This window comes from Rhodoferax sp. GW822-FHT04A08 (genome assembly GCF_058801025.1).
On record NZ_JBXAMW010000008.1, the window covers coordinates 204,040 to 225,789 of the forward strand.

The following is a 21,750-nucleotide window of genomic DNA, read 5'->3' on the forward strand; positions in this document are numbered from 1 at the left end:
GTATTTCTGGGAGACAAAACATGACGCCGTACAACTTTCCGCTGCTGATCAAGCAATTGCTGGTGACGCCCATCGCACAGCGCTCGCGCAAGGAAATCGTCTACCGTGACAAGGTTCGCTTTGACTACTCCACTCTTATCCAACGCATAGGCCGCCTTGGCAGTGGACTGACAAAAGTCGGTGTTGGCATGGGCAGCACCGTCGCTGTCCTCGACTGGGACAGCCATCGGTATCTCGAGTGCTATTTCGCCGTACCCATGTTGGGCGCGACGCTTATGAAAACCAACATCCGGCTGTCACCGGAGCAAATCGCCTACACCCTGGAGCATTCAGGCGCGCAAACATTGTTGATCAATGTGGATTTCCTGCCGCTGCTGCAACAAATCCGCTGTCAGTTGACACACGTGCGGACTATCGTGTGTCTCAGCGACGATGGGAACGTGCCGGCAGAGATGGGCGCCACGACGGAGTATGAGGAACTGCTGGCGGGAGGCGATCCTGCGCATGAATTTCCGGAATTCGACGAAAACACCAGGGCAACGACGTTCTACACCACCGGAACCACCGGAGCGCCAAAAGGGGTCTACTTCTCGCACCGTCAACTGGTACTGCATGCACTGACCGTCCTGGCCACTGTCTCGCAGGCCAGCGAAAACGGCCGGTTCAGCCGCAACGATGTCTACATGCCGCTGACACCAATGTTCCATGCCCATGCCTGGGGCTATCCATACATCGCCACACTTTGCGGCTGGAAGCAGGTCTACCCAGGAAAATTCGAGCCCTCGAGCGCAGCGCTGCTTGCCCAACGTGAAGGCGTCACCTATTCGCACTGCGTTCCGACTATTCTGGACATGATTCTTTCCGCCCCTGAATCTCAGGGATACGATTTCCGCGGCTGGAAGATCCTCATCGGTGGCAGTGCCCTGCCGCGCGCTTTGGCGCAGCGGGCGCTTGACCGCAATGTGGATGTCTACTGTGGGTATGGAATGTCGGAAAGCTGCCCCCTGCTGACGCTGGCCCAGATCAAGACCGACACCTTGGCAGATGCTGAAAATCCCAAGGAAAAGGCACTTCAACTGCGCACGACACCAGGCATGCCCATCCTGATGGCCCAGGTGCGCGTCGTAGACGATGAACTTCAATCGGTACCGGTGGATGGCAAATCTGTGGGAGAAGTGGTTGTACGTGCACCGTACCTGACCCAGGGTTACCACGCCAACCCCGAAGCTTCTGCCAACTTATGGGCCGGTGGCTGGATGCATACCGGCGACATTGGTCGCTTTGATGACGACGGCTACCTGCATCTGGTTGACCGGCAAAAGGACGTCATAAAAAGCGGGGGCGAATGGATCTCGTCGATTGAACTGGAAGACCTGATCCTTCAGCATCCAGGCGTTCGCGAAGCAGCAGTGATCGGTGTTCCTGATGGCAAGTGGGGTGAACGACCGTTGGCCTTCATCGTGCCGAAGGAACCTGGCTGCTTGACCGCAGATGACTTGAAGGCGCACCTGCGGAAAATTGCTGGCACGGGTGCAATCTCCACCTACGCCGTGCCGGACCGGTACCGCTTCGTCGATTCGCTGACAAAAACCAGCGTGGGAAAACTCGACAAGAAGCGCATGCGTCAACTGCACGCAGATAACCTGGACAAGCAGGAGCCCATTTAATGGATCTCGCGCAACTGATCAAGGGGAAACGGGTCCTGGTTACGGGCGCATCCTCAGGCCTGGGGCTCCATTTCGCACGTCTGTTCGCGCGTTGTGGGTGCCGCCTGGTGCTCGGTGCACGACGCACGGAAAAGCTGGAACAACTCGCCCCCGAATTGCAACAAGCTGGCAGCCCTCAGGTCGACTACCTCGCATTGGATGTTACCGATCCGGACTCAGTCGCAGCAGCCTTTGCAGCGATCCACCGGTCCGGACCTCTGCTGGATGTGGTGATCAACAACGCGGGCATTTCCGGGGAAAGCCTGGCACTCAAGCAGGAGGTGCAAGCTTTTGACGCGGTAATGAATACCAATTTGCGTGGCACCTGGCTGGTGGCAACCCAGGCGGCGCGAGCCTGGAAGGAAAACGGCCATTCCGGCGTAATCGTGAACATCGGTTCCATACAGGGTGAAGGCGTTGCGCCGGGACTGAGTGCATATTCCGCGTCCAAGGCTGGCGTCGCACACCTTACCCGCAACCTTGCGCTGGAATGGGCACGCCACGGAATTCGTGTCAACACCTTGGAACCGGGATATATCCGTACCGAAATCAACAGCGAACTCTGGGAGCAGGAATACGGCAAGGTCATGATCAGCCGCATCCCGATGCGCCGACTGGGCAATCACGATGACCTGGATGGCCCACTGCTCCTGCTAGCCTCTTCTGCCTCAGGCTGGATGACTGGCTCGAGCCTGATCGTCGATGGTGGTCATCTGGTGTCTTCCCTTTGAACTCATTTTTTTGCACTGACATGGACTTCTCTCTTCCCACTCACCTGACGGACCTGCAACAGGTCACACGCAAATTCATTGCGGGGAAAATTATTCCCTTGGAGAACGATCCCCGCCAGTCCTCACACGGCCCCGACGAAGCACTGCGCAGGGAACTGGTGGGATTGGCCAAGCTGGAAGGCCTTTTGACACCGCACGCATCAGCAGAAATGGGCGGACTCGGTCTGAGCCATGTGGGTAAGGCGGTAGTGTTTGAGGAGGCTGGCTATTCGTGGTTGGGCCCGACGGCGCTCAATATCCATGCGCCGGACGAAGGCAACATCCACCTCATGGAAGAAGTGGCAACGCCCGCTCAAAAAGAACGATGGCTGCGCCCCCAGGTGCAGGGAGAGACGCGTTCATGCTTTGCGATGACAGAGCCCGCACCTGGCGCCGGCGCCGACCCGTCGATGCTGGCCACTACGGCCCGACTGGATGGGGACCATTACGTCATCAACGGCCAAAAGTGGTTCATCACCGGAGCCGATGGCGCAAACTACGCGATCATCATGGCCCGCATGGAAGACGGCTCGGCGACGATGTTTCTTTCCGACATGAATCGCAAAGGGATCGTGCTGGAACGGAACATGGACGCCATGGACCGCTGTTTCACCGGTGGCCACGGCGTGCTGCGCTTTGAAAATCTGCGCGTACCCGCCGCTGATGTTCTGGGCGAACTTGGCAAGGGTTTCCGTTACGCACAGGTACGTCTGGCACCGGCCCGTCTGACCCATTGCATGCGTTGGCTCGGTCAGGCCCGCCGCGCTCACGACATCGCGGTTGCCTATGCATCCCGTCGTCAGGCGTTTGGCAAACCCCTGGCGGAACATGAAGGCGTTGGTTTCATGCTGGCTGACAACGACATCGATCTACAGACCGCCAGACTGCATATCTGGCATACCGCATGGCTGCTGGACCAGGGAGAAAAATGCAACTTCGAATCCAGCCGGGCCAAGGTTGCCTGCTCTGAGGCACTCTGGCGCATCGTGGACCGCTGCGTGCAAATTCTCGGTGGCCAGGGAGTTACAGGTGAAACCGCAGTCATGCGGATCTTTACGGACATGCGCGCATTCCGTGTATATGACGGCCCAAGCGAGGTGCACCGCTGGAGCATGGCGCGCAAGATCGTCAAGGCTGCGGGTGCCGCGGCATGAGCGCCAACGCGTTCGACAACTCAGCACTAGTAGATTACCTGCGGAGTGAGGGTCTGATTGGCACGGAACAACTGGAAATCTCGCAACTCTCAGGAGGGCAGTCAAACCCGACCTACCGGCTTCGAGCCGGACACTGGCAGGCAGTTCTGCGCACCAAGCCGCCAGGTGTCCTGTTGTCATCCGCTCATGCAATTGATCGGGAATACCGGGTCATGCAGGCACTCAAGCCGTGCGGAATTCCAGTTCCTCGCGTGTTGACCTACTGCAAGGACCTCGCCATCCTGGGGCGCGAGTTCTACCTCATGGAATTCATGGAGGGCAGAGTCTTCGTGGATCAGTCCCTTCCGGGGCTGTCTAAGGCAGAACGTACTGCAATGTATGACGACATGAACCGTGTGATCGCTGCCCTGCATGGCGTGCAGCCGAGCGCAGCGGGACTGTCCGACTATGGCAAGGCAGGCAGTTATTTTGAACGCCAGGTCAGCCGGTGGTCGCGCCAATGCCGCGAATCCGCTGGTGCACTGCCCCAGGCGATGCTTTCGCTGATGGACTGGCTCCCTCAGAACATCCCTGCAGGGGACGAGACCACCATCGTCCATGGTGATTTTCGCATGGACAACCTGGTGTTCCACCCCCAGGAGCCGCGCGTCATTGCTGTTCTGGACTGGGAACTTTCTACGCTGGGACATCCTCTGGCCGACTTTTCCTACCAGTGCTTGAGCTGGCACATACCCGCCTCACTCTGGCGTGGCGTTGCCGGTCAGGATCTGGAGGCGCTGGGAATTCCCGATGAAAAGAGCTACGTTGCACGTTATCTGCAGCGCACCGGACGGGTTCTGGATGGTCCCTGGAATTTTTTCATTGCCTACAACCTGTTCCGTATTGCTGCCATCCTGCATGGGATCGGTGAACGCGCCCGCGCAGGCAACGCTGCGGCATCCGATGCCATGGAAAACGCAGCCCGGGTTCAACCCTTGGCCGAAATCGGTTGGGCGGTAGCCCAAGAGAGCAATCTCTGAGTGAATGACCACTGAGGTTGGTTGAAGCTGATACGGAAATCAAGGGCAAGGTGCCAGTCATCACTGGGGGAGCCAGCCGAATTGGTGCGGCCTTGGTGTGACGCTACGCCGAGCGGGGCGCGCAGGCCGCTGCGATAGCTTATGTCAGCCGTGAACTTGCACAGTCCCTCGCAGACGAGCTGGGCAATGTTGTGGAAGCCTTTGCTAGCGACGTCAGCGAAAAAATCGGTGTTCAGGGGCTCGCAGCACTTGCACGCGAGCGCTTCAGGCGTATCGATGCGTACTACTGCACCAATGTCGGGATTCTTGGCAAACGCGAGGGCCTTGAGACACCGGACATCCTATGAGAGCGGATGTGACATTTGCACGGCATGGCCCGTGTCTGGGCTGCCAGGGCGGTCACTCCGAAAAATGGAGCATCGCGGCGATGGATTCTTTCTGGTAGCAGTGTCAGCATCGGGACTTCTCAACATCATGGAATCTGTTTCTTACGGAGCGACCAAGCGTGCTGCCGTCGGCATCTCAGAATCGCTGCAAAACGCCAATGGTAAAGATGGCGTGAGCGTGTCCCGCCTATGCCACCAATCCGTGCAGTCTGTAAGACCGGATATGCAACTGGTTCCGCCGGTCTCGGTGGGGTGCTCACCGCAGAACAGGTTGCAGATGAAGTCCTGACGTCCATGCAAAGTGGTCAGTTCCTCTGCTTGCCACAACCGGAGGTTGCGCAGTACATGGCTGCCCTGCAGCGACTGTTTACCCGTTTCGTCACCGAATCGCCCGCGGCTACCATACTCGTACCTCCTGATACATTGCTATCAGGATGCGCGACAGGAAATGACCTGCGTGCGTAGTCAGGCCAGTTTGCGCTCATCCATGCCCAATGATCGGCCGATGATCTCTTTCATGATCTCGGACGTACCCGCGAATATCCGGGTAATCCGTGCATCCCTGTACATGCGTGCTATGCGGCACTCTTCCATGTAGCCCATCCCACCGTGCAACTGTACGCATTCGTCCATGACCCGCCCTTCCAGTTCGGTGGAAAGCAATTTCGCAGCCGATGCTGACGCTGCATCTAGCGCATGTTCGTTATGAACAACGACCAGATGGTCAATATAGGTCTGTACGCAGTCAATTTGGGCCTTCATTTCAGCCATCTTGAAGCGCGTGTTCTGAAAGGCCGCAACCGGCTTGCCAAATGCCCGCCTTTCCTTCACATAGTTCAGAGTCAACTCAAACGCAGCCTGGGCGTGGGCAATGGATTGAACGGCGCACAACAGACGCTCTTCAGCCAAATTCTCTGCCATCAGCGCAAAGCCTTTCCCTGGGGTGCCCAGCAGGTTGGCCTTGGGCACCTTAACGTCGTTGAAGAACAACTCAGCTGTATCCTGCGCATCCATTCCCATCTTGGCCAGGCGGCGACCGCGCTCAAAACCCGGCATATCCCGTTCGACGAGAAAGAGGCTCAACCCATGGGGGAAATCCGGATTGGTACGAGCTGCAACGATGACCACATCGGCCAGGACGCCGTTCGATATGTAGGTCTTGCTGCCATTGAGAAGCCAGTGGTCACCGCAATCGCGCGCTGAGGCCCGCATACCCGCCAGGTCCGATCCCGCGCCAGGCTCGGTCATGGCGATGGCCAGAATGCTTTCTCCGGTCACTGCACCAGGCAAATAGCGCTGCTTCTGTTCAGGGGTTCCAAACCGGTTGATGTAGGGCGCAACAATGCGGTTATGCAACGGGACATAGAAGCCAGGGTCACCCCACCGATAGAGCTCTTCGACCAGAATCTGATCAAAACGGAAGTCTTCAATTCCAGCACCGCCATATTGCTCATCGGCCCACATGCACAGCAGGGATTGCGTGCCCGCAGCAAGCCAGGCTTCACGGCTTACGCTGCCTTCCTCGCGCCACGCTTCGACATGAGGCGCCACTTCTTGGACAAAAAAACGACGTACGCTGTCGCGGAACGCCGCATGGTCTTCGTCAAATAGGCTACGGTATGGAGTCATACAGGTTCAGTGATTGGGTTAGCGCGTCCAGGCAGCCAATGCTTCGGCCTGGGAAATGATTGCCGCAGGTCTAGGTGAGGACGGCGGCGTCAGCGAGAAGCGGGGTGCCGGCGCGGGCTGAACCACACCTTCGAGTTCGGTAAAGGTTCTCCTGGCCACATTGTGTGCGTGCAATGGCGCCTCATCCCAATCGAGCACAGGCGCAAAGCAAGCGTCCGTTCCCTCCAACAGGACACACCATTCCTGTCGTGACTTGCTCAGGAATACGGCAGCCAGCTTTTGTTTGAGTTCTGGCCATGCAGTCTTGTCGAGCTGACGGTTGAACTGGGGATCGTGGATACCGCATCGCTCGAGAAGCAGTGCATAGAACTGGGGCTCGATAGCGCCGACTGCAACATACTTGCCATCAGCACAGGCGTACGTGTCATAGAAGTGGGCGGCGCCATCGAGCATGTTGTCGCCCCGCTTATTGCTCCACTGGCCCTGTGACTTGAACCCGTACATGAAAGCGGACAGCAGGGACGCGCCATCCGTCATTGCCGCATCGATGACCTGCCCTCGGCCAGTGGTGGCTACCGTGTGCAATGCAGCCAGCAAGCCGACTGCAAGCAACATGCCGCCTCCACCAAAGTCGCCAACGTAATTCAATGGTGGTACGGGGCCGCCCTCGTCCGCACGCCCAATGGCATGCAGCGCACCTGTCAGGGCGATGTAGTTGATGTCATGACCGGCCGCCTGTGACAGTGGACCGTGTTGGCCCCAACCGGTCATGCGTCCAAAGAGCAGGCGTGGATTGCGTTGCATGCAGACCTCGGGACCGAGCCCCAGTCGCTCCATCACGCCGGGACGAAATCCTTCGATCAGGATATCTGCACGTTCGACCAACTCCAATGCGTGCACGGCTCCTTGAGACGACCTCAGGTCCAGCGTAACGACACTACGACTCCGCCCAGTGACATCAGACTTGTCCAAAGTCTGTCCGGGGCGAGCTATGCGGAGCACTTCGGCGCCCAGATCTGCCAGCACCATCGTACAGAACGGTGCCGGCCCTATGCCTGCAAATTCAATTACGCGTATTCCATGCAAGGGGCCAGACATGACAGGCTATCCTCAACCTCGACGAATCATTAGGGTCTGCGGCTGAGTGAAGCTCATCAGTCCCTCCAGGCCGTGCTCGACCCCAAGCCCGGATTGCTTATGACCAGCAAAAGGCGCTGACGGGGACAGATAGAACGGTTCATTGATGAACACGTTGCCTGTATTGAGCCGTTTGGCGATCGCCACTGCCTTGGCCTCGTCGCGTGACCAGACCGATCCGCCCAGTCCGAACTCAGTATTGTTCGCACGCTGGACCACATCATCAATGTCGTCGTACATCAGCAGCGGAAGTACCGGCCCGAAGGGCTCCTCCACCACCAACCTGGAGTCCTCGGGCGGATTGTCAAATAACGTGATCGGCAGGAAATATCCACGCCCCTGCGGGACCGTGCCTTCGAAGAGAACCCGCAGTCCTGCCTGCTTGCATTCCTCGATCAGCTGACGGACACGCTGGTACTGTGCACGATTTTGCAAGGGTCCCAGCAAGGATGCCGGGTCGTCACCAGGACCGACCTTTACTGACTTGGCAACTGCAACGAACGCCTCGGCAAATGCAGCATAGATATCACGGTGGACATAGAGCCGCTTGGTTGCAACACAAACCTGGCCGCTGTTGGTAAATGCCGACCAAAAGATCTGTGGTGCTGCCTGGGCGATATCCGCATCAGGCAGCACGATAGCCGCATCGTTTCCGCCGAGCTCCAGGGTGAGGCGCTTGAGCGTCGGTGCAGCGGACGCCATTACCCGTCGTCCAGTAGGCGTTGAGCCCGTAAAACTGACCTTGTCTATGCCTGCATGCGCTGTCAACTGCGGTCCCAGGGCGTCGCCGCCCGCAACCACGTTCAATACGCCAGGTGGGAACAGATCTGCGACCAGTTCAGCCATGCGCAGCACCGTCAGTGGCGTCAAGGGCGATGGCTTCATGACCACGGTGTTGCCCGTGAGCAGCGCCGGAACTGCCTTCCACCACGAAAGGAGAGCGGGGTAATTCCAGGGCGAAAGCGCAGCCACCACGCCCAATGGCACCTGTCGGGTCACGCTCAGGCGGGTTGGTGTGTCTTCGTTGACTGTCTCTGGCAATGACTGCTCTGCCAATCCACGCATGAAGCGCAGCAGGCTGTCAAATTCCCGTCCCGATGCGGCCAATACTTTGCCTTGCTCCTGCGTCATCAAGGCCGCCAGACGGGGAATTTCCGCCTCGAAGCGAGGCGCCATCTGGCGCACCAGTTCCCGGCGACGTTCCATGTCGGTGTCACGCCAGGCAGGGAAAGCTCGCCGCGCTGCGGCAACTGCCTGCTCCAGTTGCTCAGGACTGCAATCCGGCGCTTGCGCGATGACTTCTTCAGTGGCAGGGTTGAGCACTGAGATGGTGGATGGTCCAACTTCCAGCACGCCATCTATCAGCATGTTGTATGGCAATTGATTGGTACTCATGGTTTGATCTCAATAATCAAGGTCAAGGAATCAGAACAACTTTCACGCACTCGCCCCGGTGCTGAGCTGCGATAGCCTGGTCTATCGCATTCATCGGAAAAGTGCGGACCATCTTGTCGAAGGGGAATTCCCCCTCAACAAATAGTTTCATAAGGTAGGTGATGAATGGATCGACGTCTGAATCACCTTCAATGATTCCGCGAAAGGTCAACCCACGACGCATGACGTCAACAAGCGCGCCTGGCAGGCTGATGCCTGCATTACGTGCCGAGGGCAATCCCACAATGCCGAACTTGCCACGGCGTGTCAGTAACCGGGGAACCTGCTCGATGACCGCCGGAATGCCTGTGGTATCCACCACGTAATCGACACCGCCCGGAATCAGTAAATTGACTGCCTCGGCCAGATCGGACATTGCCGGGTCAATCACGTCGGTTGCGCCGAGCTCAAGCGCGAGATCCCTGCGTGACTGGTGCTGTTCGGAAAGGATGATGCGCGACAGGCCGCGCGCCTTGGCCGCCATAACCGCACTCAGACCCACGGCACCGCCGCCCGTTATCACAATGCTTCTTCCTGGTTTGCAGTCCAGCGAGCGGAAAACCGCACCAGCGCCGGTTTGCACTCCACAGCCCAGGACACCCGCGATTTCCACTGGAACGTCGGGGTGCACCTTGACTACATTACGCTCATTGGCAATGGCAAAGGTCGCAAAGGACGATTGCCCGAAGAAGCTTCCGGCGACCGGGTCACCACGGGACTTCATGGTACGGCTTCCGTCAGCTCGGCCACCCGAAACGTTTAGCGGCGGGAACTGGTAGCAATACGCAGGCTCATCATCCTTGCAACTCGGGCAAGTCCCACAGGACAAGAAACTGAGCAGCACCTTATCGCCCGGCTTGACCTTGCCCACCTTGCTCCCGACCCGCTCCACCACGCCCGATCCCTCGTGGCCCAATACGGCTGGAAATGGCAGCAACGCCACTCCGCCCTCTTGAGCATGAATATCGGTATGGCAAACGCCAGCGCCCAGAATGCGAACCACAACCTCGTCTTCGCGCGGCTCGTCCAGATCCAGTTCCTGCAGGACGAAAGGCGATCCTGCAGCGGGAACCACTGCGGCAGTTATCTTCATGATGTGTCTCCTAGCCTTGATGCATTTACGGGTTGCTTCCCTCGGACAGGCACTGCCAGAACGGTCAGTGATGTCGTGTCTTAGCGCCCGTAGAGCTTCCCGTCGATCACCCAGTTCTGACCGTTGAAAGTCATGAACTGCAGTTGCTGTACGGGTGCCAGATCATCGGCGCTGGTCTTTACCCGAATGCCGGGGAGCAACATCGGCAGTCGCATATCAACCGCCGCGGCCTGCTTCAGGATGTTTTCCCGAGTCAGGTTGTCACCTGCCTGCTTCAGGATCTGCGCAAGCAATTGACCCTGCGAATAGCCATACACGCCCAGGTTGTCGGTCAGGCTTGCAGAAGCGTTGTACTTCTTCATCCAGGCAGACCATTCAGCATATTCTGGTGTGCTATGCCAGCGTGCGTCTGCCGGCTCCTTCATGTAAGCCAGTGACATGACTCCCTTGGAATTTTCCAGACCGGCGGGTTTCAAGACGTTCTCCACCGAGGTGGACACCGAGCAGGTGTATTGCACCGGCTTCCAGCCTAGTTCAGCCACCTTCTTGATGCCCTGTGCGGCCTGTTTTACGGGCGTGAGGTAAAGGATGGTGTCAGCACCACTGGCCTTCAGGGTCACGATTTGGCTGTCCACAGTCGGGTCCGTCTGGTCGACGCCAGCTTCGGCAACGATAAGGTCTTTGGCCTTTGCCCCCAGGCCTGCCCGCAGACCACGCAAGTAATCACGACCAAAGTCATCGTTCTGAAACAGCACAGCAATCTTCGAATTAGGCCGCGTATCCAGAATATGCTTGCCATAAAGGCTGCCTTCCAGCTCATAGCTGGGGATCCAGGCCGTGGTCCAGGGAAAATTCTTCGGGTCGTTCCACTTGGACGCACCACTACCAACCAGCAGATGGGGAACCTTGCGTTGGTTCATGTAACGGTGAATGGCATTGTTGGGTGCCGTTCCGACGGTTCCCACCAGCAGCAGCACCTTATCCTGTTCAACCAGTTTGCGAGTTTGTTCCAGCGTCTTGGCTGGGTTGTAACCGTCGTCGAACGACAGGACACGCACTTTCCGGCCGTTGATTCCGCCTTGGTCATTCACCATGTCGAAATAGGCGACCAGTGCCTTGCCTACTGCGCCATAACCAGAAGCCGGTCCAGAATAAGGAACGATATTTCCGATCCGGATTTCGGTATCGCTGGCTCCGTCGTCGTATTTTTTCTGCGCAATCGCTACTGAACAAACTGCAGCAAGCGCGATGCAAACACCGCGGCGGGTCCAAAGTGTGCGTTTCATATCTTGTCCTTGAGTCTTGAAATAAGTTGAAATACGGAACGTGTCTGCGCCAACTTCAACCGACGTGGGTCTGCCGACGCGCCTTCCACCGGGAGAACCAGTCCTTGGCAGTTCCCGCCACACCGCCAGGCATCAGGGCCATGGCCAGGATCAGCAGCAATCCATAGATGGCTGACGGAGCGGATTTGGAGATCTGCTCGGCCAGGTTGGGGACCATCAGCACGAACAACGCTCCGAACAGGGGACCGGTCAGCGTGGCCAGCCCCCCCACCACGATTCCAACCAGCAGCGTGATAGAGAGGAAGCCAGGAAAACTGTCCGGAGCCACAAAGCCGACTGCCAGCGCGAACATGGATCCGGCAACCCCGGAAAAAGCGGACGACAGACCGAAAGCAGCCGACTTGACCTTGGGCAGATCAATACCCATGGCTGCGGCTGCCGTCGGATGGTCCCTGATGGCGATCAGCGCCCGTCCCATACGGCCATGCAGCAGGTTCGAGGCCAGCCAGAACATGACCATCGTGGTCAGCAGCGAAAAAAGGTACAACCAACGGTCATCATTGACTGCAAAACCCAGCACGCTTTCCATGGGGGCTTCTGGCTTCATGATCACCAGACCCTGTACTCCGCCCGTAATGGACTGCCATGCCTTGTGCTTGATGAACTGGGGCGTAGCAAGCGCCAGTGCAAAAGTGGCCAATGCCAGATAGATACCACCCAACCGCAAGGCCGGAAATCCCAACAGGAATCCGACGACGAAACAGACGACGGCGGCAAGCACGGGGGTGACCCAATATGGCCATCCCAGGTGTTCCAGTACGATGGCTGCGACATAGGCCCCCAAGGCAAAGAATGCACCATGGCCTAGAGAAATCTGACCATTGAACCCCACCAGTATGTTCAGGCCCAGCAGCGCCACTGCATAAACCAGAAACATGGTGGCCTGGAAGACAAAGTAGTCCGGCAGCAGTAGCGGCAGCAAGCCTGCAACGCCCAGTCCCAGCACCGAGGCGTCGCGGAAATTGAATCGGTTATTGGTCGTCATACGCGGGTCACCACGCTCTTTCCAAGAAGGCCTTGCGGCCGAAGAATCAATACGCCGACGATGAGTACCAGCGCGACTGTCAGCTTGAGATCAGTGCCGATCACATAGGCACCCAGGATGTTCTCGACGACACCAACCAGCAATCCACCGATGGCAGCTCCGTATGGGTTGTCGATGCCTCCGAGTAGCGCGCTGGCAAAGGCGTATAGCAGCACGCCAGACATCATGTGCGGGTCGAGGAAAAGCACCGGGGCCACCATCATTCCTGCTACTGCTCCTATCGCTGCGGCCAGTCCCCAGCCCAGCGCAAGCATCCTGGAAACGCGCACGCCAACCAACCTTGCCGACGCAGGGTTTAGTGCCGCAGCTCGCAGCCCGAGTCCGAGCGGTGTCCAACGTAGGAATGCAAACAGCGCAAAAATCACTACCCCCATAACAAGCAACATTCCGGCGTTATGTGCTGACATCACCGAAGATCCGAACCAGGCACCCTCCGGGAACGGCGAGGGGAAAGTCTTGATCTCATGGTGAAAGATCCACCCGCTCAATGCGTTGAAGATCAGGAGCAGGGCAATGAAAACGATGACATTGGTGAGGGCGGGCGCCTTTTCGAACCGACGCAGTACCGTGACCTGCAACACCGCACCGCCTGCGAAGGAGAGCGCCACGGTGGCAAGGAATGCCCACCAGTACGGCCAACCGGCCTGCACCAGTGCCCATGCCACGAACGTGCTGAATGTGGCCATTTCACCCTGAGCGAAATTCACGTGGTGGGTGGCCTGATAGATCATGACCAGGGCGAGCGCCAGCAATGCATAAATTGCACCATTGCCTAACCCGGAGGTCACCTGAAGAATGAATGCTTCCATGTTGTGGTTCTTTCCGGTCGACTCAATAACCAAGGTAGGAGCGACGGACTGCCTCGTCCGCCGCCAGGTCGCTGGCCTTGCCGCTCAGTACCACCTGGCCGGTTTCAAGCAGGTACGCATACTCCGCAAATTCCAGTGCCAGATGGGCATCCTGCTCAACCAGCAGGATGCTGACCTGACGCTCATGGCGGATTCGCTCCAGCACATCGAATATTTCTGAGACCACTTTGGGCGCCACGCCAAAGGAAGGCTCGTCCAGCAACAGCAGACGCGGACGCAACATGAGTGCGCGGGCAATTGCCAGCATCTGCTGCTCTCCGCCTGACAGAGTGCCTGCCTGCTGGTGGAACCGTTCCTTGAGACGGGGGAACCAGACAAACATCTGTTCGATGTCCTCTCGAACCGCATCATGGTCGCGCCGGGTGAATGCTCCCAGTTGCAGGTTTTCCTCTGTAGAAAGTTGTGCAAAAGTGCCACGGCCATCGGGAACATGGGCGACGCCGAGACGAACGATGTCCTCTGTTGCGCGGTTCTGCACGGGCATCCCATCGATGCGAACCTCACCGCGCGTGCGGAGCATGCCGCAGATCGCGCGCAGGCAAGATGTCTTTCCGGCACCATTCGCCCCCAGGAAAACAGTCACGCTACCTGGACGCACTTTGGCATTGATGCCGAACAGAACCTGGGTCTGGCCATAGAAAGCATCCAGCGAGGCGATCTCCAACAGTGGTTGTTCAGCCTGTAGTGCGCCGGATTCAGGAGACGGTTGCAGCTTAGTTGATGTAGATGGGTTGTTCATAGCTGCGCCACCACCTCTTTGGGAGTTGGCTTCTCACGCCCTGCTCCGAGATATGCTTCGATGACTTTCGGGTTATTTCGGACCTCTTCCGGAACGCCGTCGGCAATACGTTGTCCAAAATTCAGAACCACCACGTGATCTGAAATTCCCATGACCAATCCCATGTGGTGCTCCACGAGCAGCACAGTGATTCCCATGGCGTCCCGAACGTGGCGGATGGTCGATGCGAGCTTGCCGAGTTCCTCATGATTGAGACCCGCAGCAGGCTCATCCAACAGCAACAAAGTAGGCTGGGATGCCAGCGCACGCGCCATCTCCACCCGCTTCTGAATAGCAAACGGGAGGGACGCCACCGGAACCTTGGCATACGGTGCGAGGTCCACGAGCTCGAGTAGTTCCTCTGCCTGTCGCTGTACGAGTGCCTCTTGGCGCGCTACGCGGGGCAGCCGCAGCATGGCGGCCATGAACCCCTCGCCAGATCGGCAATATGCCCCCGTCATCACGTTTTCCATCACCGTTAGAGTGCCAAACATGGCCAGGTTCTGGAACGTGCGCCCGACACCTCGTTGCGCCACACGGTGAACAGAATCATTCCGGATGGACTCGCCATTCAGCAGGATGTCTCCGCTGTCAAACTTGTACAAGCGGCTGAGGCAGTTAAAGAGAGTTGTCTTGCCAGCCCCATTGGGACCGATCAATCCGCAGATTGAGCGGGCATGCACGTCGAAGCTCACGCCCTGGAGAGCACGTATGCCTCCGAAGCGGACATTGACGTCCCGTACGCTGAGCAGCGCTTCTTGCGCCATAGTGGAAGGTCTCCTGTAGGTTATGCTGGGATTATTCGAGTGTCGAGAAAAAAGAACCTCGTCGGATGCGACGAGCGCCCCCACAGCACCAGGTTCAGCCACCACGTCCCCGCGGAAACCGTAATACGCCGTCCCGCACCGGCCACCAGGCGGCGGCATGCTCCGTGTACAACTCGACGGCAGGTGCCGTCTGCAATGCGACATCCAAGGTCCCGGCTTTTACTATGGCGACACTTGGTATCGATTTGGCGTGCGTAAACAGTACTGAACCGCAGGTGCCACAGAAGTGGCGCCAGACGGGCTGCCCACTATCCCCCGTATCCTCATAGGACAAAGGTTGGCCTTCAAGCTCAAAGTCTTCTTTGCGGACAACCAGGTTGACGGAAAACAGGCTGCCGCTCTGCCTTTGGCAATGACGGCAGTGGCAAATCACCAGGTTGGGGGCGGGTTCCCCCAGATGGAAACGGTAGCGAACCGCCCCACACAAACATCCACCGGATTGGGTATTCATGCTGGGGATTGTTCAGGTACCGCCAACGCCTGAAATCGTCGTTTAAGACGAAGGGGGGCGACCGCTATTAACTTTGGTTTTGGATGCGAATCGGCCCGACTCACTTCTACCTGGCGGATTTCACCTGCGCACCTTAAGCGTGACCGGAACGATATGCAGCATGGCGCAACCTTTCTATTGGCTTTCCCACAAATGCAAACTGCGTCCAAGCGGACGCAGTTTGCATTGCTTCTGTGCCCGCAGTCAGGGCACGCGCTGAAGAACTATTTGGAGTACATCTTGCCGGTCAAGTCCCACGTGTTGCCATTGAAGTTGATCAGCTGCAACCGCTTGACCAAGACGAAGTCTTCCGGTGTGGTCTTCAGGACGGTGCCCGGCAGCAGCATGGGAAGCGTTGTCTCCAGATTGCCGGCAATCCTCATGATGTTCTCACGTGTCAGGTTGTCGCCAGCCTTCTTGAGAACATACTCAGCGAGTTGCGCTTGAGAGTAGCCATAGACACCGTGGTTGTCCGTGAGGTTTCCTTCCGAGTTGTACTTCTTCATCCACGCCAGCCATTCCGCATATTCCGGCGTCTTTTGCCACTGGGGATCGGTGGGCTCCTTGAAGTAGGCGACGGAAAATGCGCCCTTCGCGTTGTTCAGTCCAGCAGGCTTCAGAACCGCCTCGATCTGGATGGAAACATTCGCAAGATACTGGGTAGGCTTCCAGCCCAGATCGCCCACCTTCTTCATGGCCTGAGCAGCCTGCTTGGGAGGACTGAAATAGATCATCGTATCCGCACCGGACGCCTTGAGCGTCAGGATCTGGCTGTCCACGGTCGGATCTGACGACTCAAAACTCGCTTCTGCAACGACCATGTCCTTTGCCCTGGCACCCAGGCCGGCCTTCAGACCACTCAGATAGTCCCGTCCCAAGTCGTCGTTCTGGTAAATGACGGCAATTTTTGCTTTGGGCTTGGTTTCCAGGATGTGCTTGGCGTAAATCGCACCTTCCGTTTCATAACTCGGGTTCCAACCAATCGTCCAGGGAAAATTCTTGGGGTCATTCCAGCGGGATGCTCCACTTGCAACGAACAGATGTGGAACCTTCTTCTGGTTCATGTACTTGTGAATGGCAGCGTTTTGTGCGGTTCCTATGGCCCCGCTAATGAAAAGAACGCCCTCCTGCTCCACCAGTTTGCGTGCCTGCTCCACGGTCTTGGCGGGGTTGTAGCCATCATCCAGACTGATGAATTTGACCTTTCGCCCGTTGATGCCGCCTTCGGCATTGACCTTGTCAAAATAGGCCGACATTGCACGCCCAATCGCTCCATATGTGGAGGCCGGACCGGAATACGGAAGGATGTTGCCGATCTTAATTTCGGTGTCGCTGGCGCCGGAATCATATTTTTTTTGGGCCATCACAGCAAAAGTCGTAGCCGTCATCGAGATGCCAATAGCTATGCGCATGGCGCATTTTAGAAAGCTTGATTTCATAGTGTTGTCTCGCGGTTTGTAGTCCAGCAGGTGCATGGAGCATCTGCAGTCTAGATATCGGAAGCGGCGGAAAAATCGTCGCTTTCGACGAGCTCATCCGCACCGCTCTGGAGTTGTCACAGGCGCGGATTGCAGGCCATCAGGCGACAGGGAAGATTCCAATCAACCTTACCCGCCCCAACTGGCACAGGTGTGCAACCTCTCGGCCATGGGTGATGGTGAGCGGGATGAACTGCTGGCGTCCACGCCCGTGGGCGAAGTCTGGGGTGTTGGGCCGCGGATCGGAGCCAAGCTCGTGGCGGGTGGCATCACCACTGTGTTGGATCTGGTGCGCATGGACCCGACAAAGGCCCGACGCGGCTGGTCGGTGATGCTGGAGCGCACCGTGCGTGAGTTGCAAGGCATTGGCTGCATCGGATTTGAGAACACCCCGCCAGTGAAGCGGGAGATTGCCTGCACCCATTCATTTGGTCGCCCGGTGACCGGCCTGGAGCCATTGGTGGAGGCCGACAGCGCCTTCGCCAGCAGGGCATCCGAGAAGCTACGCAAGCAGCACAGCCATGCCGGTGAGGTGCTGTGCTTAGTTCGGACCAGCTCGTTTCGACCGGTGACCCAGTACAGCCGATCCATGGTGGTGCCGCTGTTGCGCCCCACTGGCGACTCCACCCAAATTACACAGGCAGCGATTCGGGCCTTGGAGCGCATATACAAGCCAGGCATCGAATACTCCAAGGCTGGTGTCATGCTGTTGGATCTCCAGCCCAATATCTGTTTAGCCGACCCGTTCCGATCCATGAATTTGAGACGTTTGCCTTGAGCAAGGTAGCGGTTCCGATCCCAGATTTTTCGCTTCGACCTGGTTAGTGCAATACCCGCTACCGCCCCACAAGAGTCGTCAAACGCGACGGTTCGACAAATACGCGCTCTGCGAGGAAGTCAATAAACACCCGTAGTTTCGGCGAAGGATACCGTCCCGATGGCCATAGGACTCGGAATGTCGTCAATTTGACTTCGGTATATGCCTCAAGCACCCTGCGAAGGCTTCCCTTAGCCAAGCCGTCTCGTGCTGCAAACTCTGGCAAGCAGGTGATGCCGAGTCCGCGTTCGGAAAAACACACTCGCGCCTCAATGGTGTTGCAGACCATCGACGTTGGCAGGCTGATTTCTGGTCCGTCGACCGGCCAGCGCAACGGCCAAGCCTCCAGCTTGCCGGTGTTCGTAAAACAGTAGTGTAGGCACGCGTGTTCTGCCAAGTCAGCCGGGCGTTTGGGCACACCCCGGCGTAGGAGGTACTCGGGTGAAGCCACCATCAACATCTGAAAACTGCCCAGGCGCCGCGAGGATAGACCCGAGTCACTGGGTTCCCCCGTGCGCAGCACCGCGTCGAAACCTTCTTCAATGACATTCACCACACGGTCCGTCAGGTCAAGATGCAGGTCGATGTCCGGATGGGCCTGCATGAAATCCGCCACAACCGGCAAGAACAACGAACCGACCAGAGGCAAACTCACCTTCAACCTGCCGCGCGGAGTTTTCGCGGACTGCGACAGCTCCAGCTCGGCGTCCTGAATCTCGGCCAGCACCCGTCTGCATCGTGCCAAGAACATGTTGCCTTCGGCGGTCAAGGTAATGCTGCGCGTGCTTCTGTGAAATAGTCGAACACCAAGCCGCTCCTCTAGCCGAGCCATGCGTTTGCCGACGGCGGAAGCTGACACGCCAAGCAGCCTACCGGTTTCGGCAAAGCTACGGGTTTCAGCGACCTGCGCGAACACAGAGAAGTCTCCAACGCTATCCAGTGACAAGGCATTCATTGCGGACATTTATCTCCTTTAAAAAAGGAAATGTACCCGTCTTTTTCCAGAGTCGGTTTGTCACTATCGTTGAGTTTCTTTCATTTCATACAGGATTTTCAGTGCTCATGTCGCCAACTTATTCCCCCACACGCTGGCCGCAGGTAAATGCAGCTATTGACCGCGCGCTGGCCGAAGAGCGTCTTGTCGGCGCCGTCGTACTCGTCGCGCAGCACGGCGAATTGGCCTACGGTCGGGCAGCCGGCTTCGCAGACCGTGAAGCAGGTCAACCCATGTCACAGGACACCCTGTTCCGGCTGGCATCGGTGTCCAAGCCCATCGTGACTACTGCGGCGATGGTGCTCGTCGAGCGGCGGCGATTGAGCCTTGACGACACCGTGCAGCGTTGGCTACCTGCGTTCCGCCCGTGTTTGCCGGACGGGCGGGAGGCACACATTACCGTGCGCCAGCTCATGACTCACACTGCAGGGCTGGGCTATCGCTTTCTGGAGCCGGATGCCGATGGGCCGTATGCCCGTGCGGGCGTTTCCGACGGCATGGACAGGGCGGGCATCAGCCTGGAGGAAAACCTGCGCCGCCTAGCCGGCGTGCCGCTGCTTTATGTCCCTGGAACTGCTTGGGGCTATTCGCTCGGCATCGATGTGCTTGGTGGTGTCATCGAGGCGGTTTGCGGGCAGCCCTTGGCCTCAGCGGTGCAGGCACTGGTTACCGCTCCGCTGGGCCTGCATAACACCAGTTTCCTTGCCATTGAGCCCGAACGACTGGCTGCGGTCTATGTCTCTTCCATACCCAAGCCGCGCCGGATGGAAATACGCGAGACTGTCACTCCATTCGAAGGCCTCTTGGGCATCCCGTTCGACCTGGAGCGGGCGGGCGACCCTAAAGCCTTTGCGTCCGGCGGCGCTGGCATGGTGGGCACAGCTGGAGAATTTCTGAAATTGCTCGAAGTTTTGCGTCAAGGCGGTGCCCCCTTGCTTTCGCATGAGACAGTTGCTGAGATGGGGCGCAATCAGACGGGCTCTTGGGGGCCACCCGACGCACCAGGATATGGCTTTGGTCTGGGGTTTTCAGTGCTGCACGACCCTATTGCGTCGCAGTCACCAGAGTCGGTGGGCACCTGGCGTTGGGGTGGAGCTTATGGTCACTCTTGGTTCGTGGACGTGGCCCGTGGCTTGAGCGTAGTAGCTTTCACCAATACGTTGTACGAAGGCATGTCAGGCAGCTTCGTCTCTCAATTGCGAGACGCTGTGTATGCGTGAAGCTTACTTGACTACTTCAGATGCGCAGACTGGCTCCGCGCAAGACATCTTCCCGTGGTCTGGCCTTCTGGCACTGACCACTGCGGGTTTCCTGACCATCCTGACCGAGGCTTTACCTGCTGGACTGCTGCCGAACGTCAGCGCCGACCTTGGAGTGTCAGAGGGCAAGGCCGGGCAGTTGGTGACGCTTTATGCCATCGGGTCACTGGTCGCAGCCATTCCACTGACTGCGGTGACACGGTCATGCCGACGACGACCGCTGCTGCTTCTGGCTATTGGTGGCTTCTCGGTGGTCAACCTGGTGACGGCGTTGTCGAGCTCATATGCGCTGACTCTTGTAGCTCGATTTGGTGCAGGCGTGTTCGCGGGACTGTTGTGGGCGTTGTTGGCCGGCCATGCCAGCCGCATGGTTCCCAAGACGATGCAAGGCAGGGCCATCGCAGTGGCCATGGTGGGTACACCTCTGGCGCTGTCTCTAGGCATACCGGCCGGAACGCTGCTGGGCAACCTGGTCGGCTGGCGCATCGCATTTGCCATCATGTCGGTACTGTCGATTCTGCTGGTGGCATGGGTGCGGTTCAAGGTACCGGACTTCGAGGGTCAAACAGCCAGCACTGGCATTCGGATTCCCAAAGTGCTTATGTTGCCAGGGCTCCGGTCGGTGCTTGCGGTGACCTTACTTTTCGTGCTGGCGCACAACGTTCTCTATACCTACATCGCGCCATGGCTAGCTTCGGTACAAGCCTCTCAACGTGTGGACGTAGTTCTACTAGTGTTTGGCGCGGCTGCGCTCATGGGCATCTGGCTGGTCGGCCTTCGGGTGGACCGATGGCTTAGGTCGTTGGTATTGGCGAGCATTATTGGATTTTGCGTGTCGGCTTTGGTGCTCGGTGTATTCGGGCATATTCCCGCCGCGATGCTGGTAGGTATTGCGGTCTGGGGTATGGCCTTCGGAGGTACCGCTACGCTGTTTCAGACAGCTTCCGCACGGACTGCGGGCGCATCGGGCGACATTGCACAGTCTCTGCTCGTGACCGTGTGGAACTTAGGTATCGCGGGTGGCGGCTTGTTAGGCGCGTTTCTCCTGCGGACCTGGGGGGCACAGGTATTTGCATGGCTTGTGATGGCCTTGATGGCCCCAAGTCTATTCGTCGTGTGGAAAGCACGGGCGCATGGGTTCATTTGACAAACCGTGCCGTGCTCGAGGGGACGGAAGTCTCATTGGGTCCGAGAGAAACTCAGTGTCTACACTTTGCATCACGGTTATACGAAGAGATGCAATGCACATCTAAAATCGCAACGGCAAGGCAATGCTGTACAGGTCGGAATGTGTCAAAAAGGGTGCCGAGGGCAACAGCCACGGTTTCAGTCGGCAGAAATTCATAGGAAGCCTGCCTGAAGACTGCGAGATGGCCTCACCAGACCTTCTTGCAAAGCGGAAGCCTGATGAGGTTGATGCCCTTCAGCAAAGAGTCCTACTTCTAGCCAAGACAGCGCGCCTGGCGAAAGAAGCTGAAGAAGAGAAACGACGGCTCGACCCATCATGGCGCCTTGAAGA

At 57.9% G+C, this 21,750-nt stretch carries 19 protein-coding genes; 7 read left to right on the forward strand and 12 right to left on the reverse strand.

Going from position 1 to position 21,750, the window contains the following annotated elements; translation table 11 throughout:
- Nucleotides 1–20: 20 nt before the first annotated feature.
- The 4 genes from AC1RMF_RS16815 to AC1RMF_RS16830 are packed head-to-tail and all read left to right on the forward strand — an operon-like array spanning nt 21 to nt 4,649.
- Nucleotides 21–1,667 carry a fatty acid--CoA ligase gene (locus AC1RMF_RS16815; protein WP_493142930.1) on the forward strand — a complete coding sequence of 549 codons (1,647 nt, stop codon included), beginning with the start codon at nt 21–23 and terminating at the stop codon, nt 1,665–1,667.
- Nucleotides 1,667–2,437 carry an SDR family NAD(P)-dependent oxidoreductase gene (locus AC1RMF_RS16820; RefSeq protein WP_493142931.1) on the forward strand — a complete coding sequence of 257 codons (771 nt, stop codon included), beginning with the start codon at nt 1,667–1,669 and terminating at the stop codon, nt 2,435–2,437. Before AC1RMF_RS16815 ends, AC1RMF_RS16820 begins: the two co-directional genes overlap by 1 nt.
- Nucleotides 2,438–2,457: 20 nt before the next feature.
- The gene (locus tag AC1RMF_RS16825; protein WP_493142932.1) at nt 2,458–3,630 is read left to right on the forward strand and encodes an acyl-CoA dehydrogenase family protein; all 1,173 of its coding nucleotides are present in this window, start codon (nt 2,458–2,460) and stop codon (nt 3,628–3,630) included.
- The gene (locus AC1RMF_RS16830; RefSeq protein ID WP_493142933.1) at nt 3,627–4,649 is read left to right on the forward strand and encodes a phosphotransferase family protein; all 1,023 of its coding nucleotides are present in this window, start codon (nt 3,627–3,629) and stop codon (nt 4,647–4,649) included. Before AC1RMF_RS16825 ends, AC1RMF_RS16830 begins: the two co-directional genes overlap by 4 nt.
- An 851-nt stretch (nt 4,650–5,500) precedes the next feature.
- Here AC1RMF_RS16830 and AC1RMF_RS16835 read toward each other — a convergent pair.
- The 11 genes from AC1RMF_RS16835 to AC1RMF_RS16885 all read right to left on the reverse strand — a co-directional run bounded on the left by AC1RMF_RS16835 (nt 5,501) and on the right by AC1RMF_RS16885 (nt 17,158).
- Nucleotides 5,501–6,664 carry an acyl-CoA dehydrogenase family protein gene (locus AC1RMF_RS16835; protein WP_493142934.1) on the reverse strand — a complete coding sequence of 388 codons (1,164 nt, stop codon included), beginning with the start codon at nt 6,662–6,664 and terminating at the stop codon, nt 5,501–5,503.
- Nucleotides 6,665–6,682: 18 nt separating this feature from the next.
- Nucleotides 6,683–7,762: a CaiB/BaiF CoA transferase family protein gene (locus AC1RMF_RS16840; RefSeq protein ID WP_493142936.1), complete on the reverse strand. Its 1,080-nt coding sequence runs from the start codon at nt 7,760–7,762 to the stop codon at nt 6,683–6,685.
- A gap of 12 nt (nt 7,763–7,774) precedes the next feature.
- Entirely contained in the window at nt 7,775–9,196 is a 1,422-nt protein-coding gene (locus tag AC1RMF_RS16845; RefSeq protein WP_493142937.1) for an aldehyde dehydrogenase family protein, read from the reverse strand.
- A gap of 22 nt (nt 9,197–9,218) precedes the next feature.
- Entirely contained in the window at nt 9,219–10,328 is a 1,110-nt protein-coding gene (locus AC1RMF_RS16850) for an NAD(P)-dependent alcohol dehydrogenase (RefSeq protein ID WP_493142939.1), read from the reverse strand.
- 80 nt (nt 10,329–10,408) lie between these two features.
- Nucleotides 10,409–11,614 (reverse strand): ABC transporter substrate-binding protein, encoded by a 1,206-nt coding sequence (locus AC1RMF_RS16855; RefSeq protein WP_493142940.1) that lies wholly within the window; start codon nt 11,612–11,614, stop codon nt 10,409–10,411.
- 55 nt (nt 11,615–11,669) lie between these two features.
- Nucleotides 11,670–12,659 carry a branched-chain amino acid ABC transporter permease gene (locus AC1RMF_RS16860; protein ID WP_493142941.1) on the reverse strand — a complete coding sequence of 330 codons (990 nt, stop codon included), beginning with the start codon at nt 12,657–12,659 and terminating at the stop codon, nt 11,670–11,672.
- On the reverse strand, nt 12,656–13,528 hold the full coding sequence (locus AC1RMF_RS16865) for a branched-chain amino acid ABC transporter permease (RefSeq protein WP_493142942.1): 873 nt from the start codon (nt 13,526–13,528) through the stop codon (nt 12,656–12,658). The genes AC1RMF_RS16860 and AC1RMF_RS16865 overlap by 4 nt, the downstream gene beginning before the upstream one ends.
- 22 nt (nt 13,529–13,550) lie before the next feature.
- The gene (locus AC1RMF_RS16870) at nt 13,551–14,327 is read right to left on the reverse strand and encodes an ABC transporter ATP-binding protein (protein ID WP_493142944.1); all 777 of its coding nucleotides are present in this window, start codon (nt 14,325–14,327) and stop codon (nt 13,551–13,553) included.
- The gene (locus tag AC1RMF_RS16875) at nt 14,324–15,133 is read right to left on the reverse strand and encodes an ABC transporter ATP-binding protein (RefSeq protein ID WP_493142946.1); all 810 of its coding nucleotides are present in this window, start codon (nt 15,131–15,133) and stop codon (nt 14,324–14,326) included. Before AC1RMF_RS16875 ends, AC1RMF_RS16870 begins: the two co-directional genes overlap by 4 nt.
- A gap of 94 nt (nt 15,134–15,227) precedes the next feature.
- Nucleotides 15,228–15,644: a GFA family protein gene (locus AC1RMF_RS16880; RefSeq protein WP_493142948.1), complete on the reverse strand. Its 417-nt coding sequence runs from the start codon at nt 15,642–15,644 to the stop codon at nt 15,228–15,230.
- A gap of 263 nt (nt 15,645–15,907) precedes the next feature.
- Nucleotides 15,908–17,158, reverse strand: a complete 1,251-nt coding sequence (locus AC1RMF_RS16885; RefSeq protein ID WP_493142950.1) for an ABC transporter substrate-binding protein — start codon at nt 17,156–17,158, stop codon at nt 15,908–15,910.
- 154 nt (nt 17,159–17,312) lie between these two features.
- Between AC1RMF_RS16885 and AC1RMF_RS16890 the strand changes: the two genes are divergently transcribed.
- Nucleotides 17,313–17,939 (forward strand): DinB/UmuC family translesion DNA polymerase, encoded by a 627-nt coding sequence (locus AC1RMF_RS16890; protein ID WP_493142951.1) that lies wholly within the window; start codon nt 17,313–17,315, stop codon nt 17,937–17,939.
- A gap of 58 nt (nt 17,940–17,997) precedes the next feature.
- On the opposite strand, the gene AC1RMF_RS16895 is transcribed toward AC1RMF_RS16890, so the two are convergent.
- Nucleotides 17,998–18,918, reverse strand: coding sequence for a LysR family transcriptional regulator (locus AC1RMF_RS16895; RefSeq protein ID WP_493142993.1), 921 nt, complete (start codon nt 18,916–18,918; stop codon nt 17,998–18,000).
- A 122-nt stretch (nt 18,919–19,040) separates the two neighbouring features.
- Between AC1RMF_RS16895 and AC1RMF_RS16900 the strand changes: the two genes are divergently transcribed.
- A complete protein-coding gene (locus AC1RMF_RS16900; protein ID WP_493142953.1) occupies nt 19,041–20,192 on the forward strand; it encodes a serine hydrolase domain-containing protein in 1,152 nt (383 codons plus the stop codon).
- Nucleotides 20,185–21,378 carry an MFS transporter gene (locus AC1RMF_RS16905; RefSeq protein ID WP_493142955.1) on the forward strand — a complete coding sequence of 398 codons (1,194 nt, stop codon included), beginning with the start codon at nt 20,185–20,187 and terminating at the stop codon, nt 21,376–21,378. Before AC1RMF_RS16900 ends, AC1RMF_RS16905 begins: the two co-directional genes overlap by 8 nt.
- The last annotated feature ends 372 nt before the right edge of the window (nt 21,379–21,750 follow it).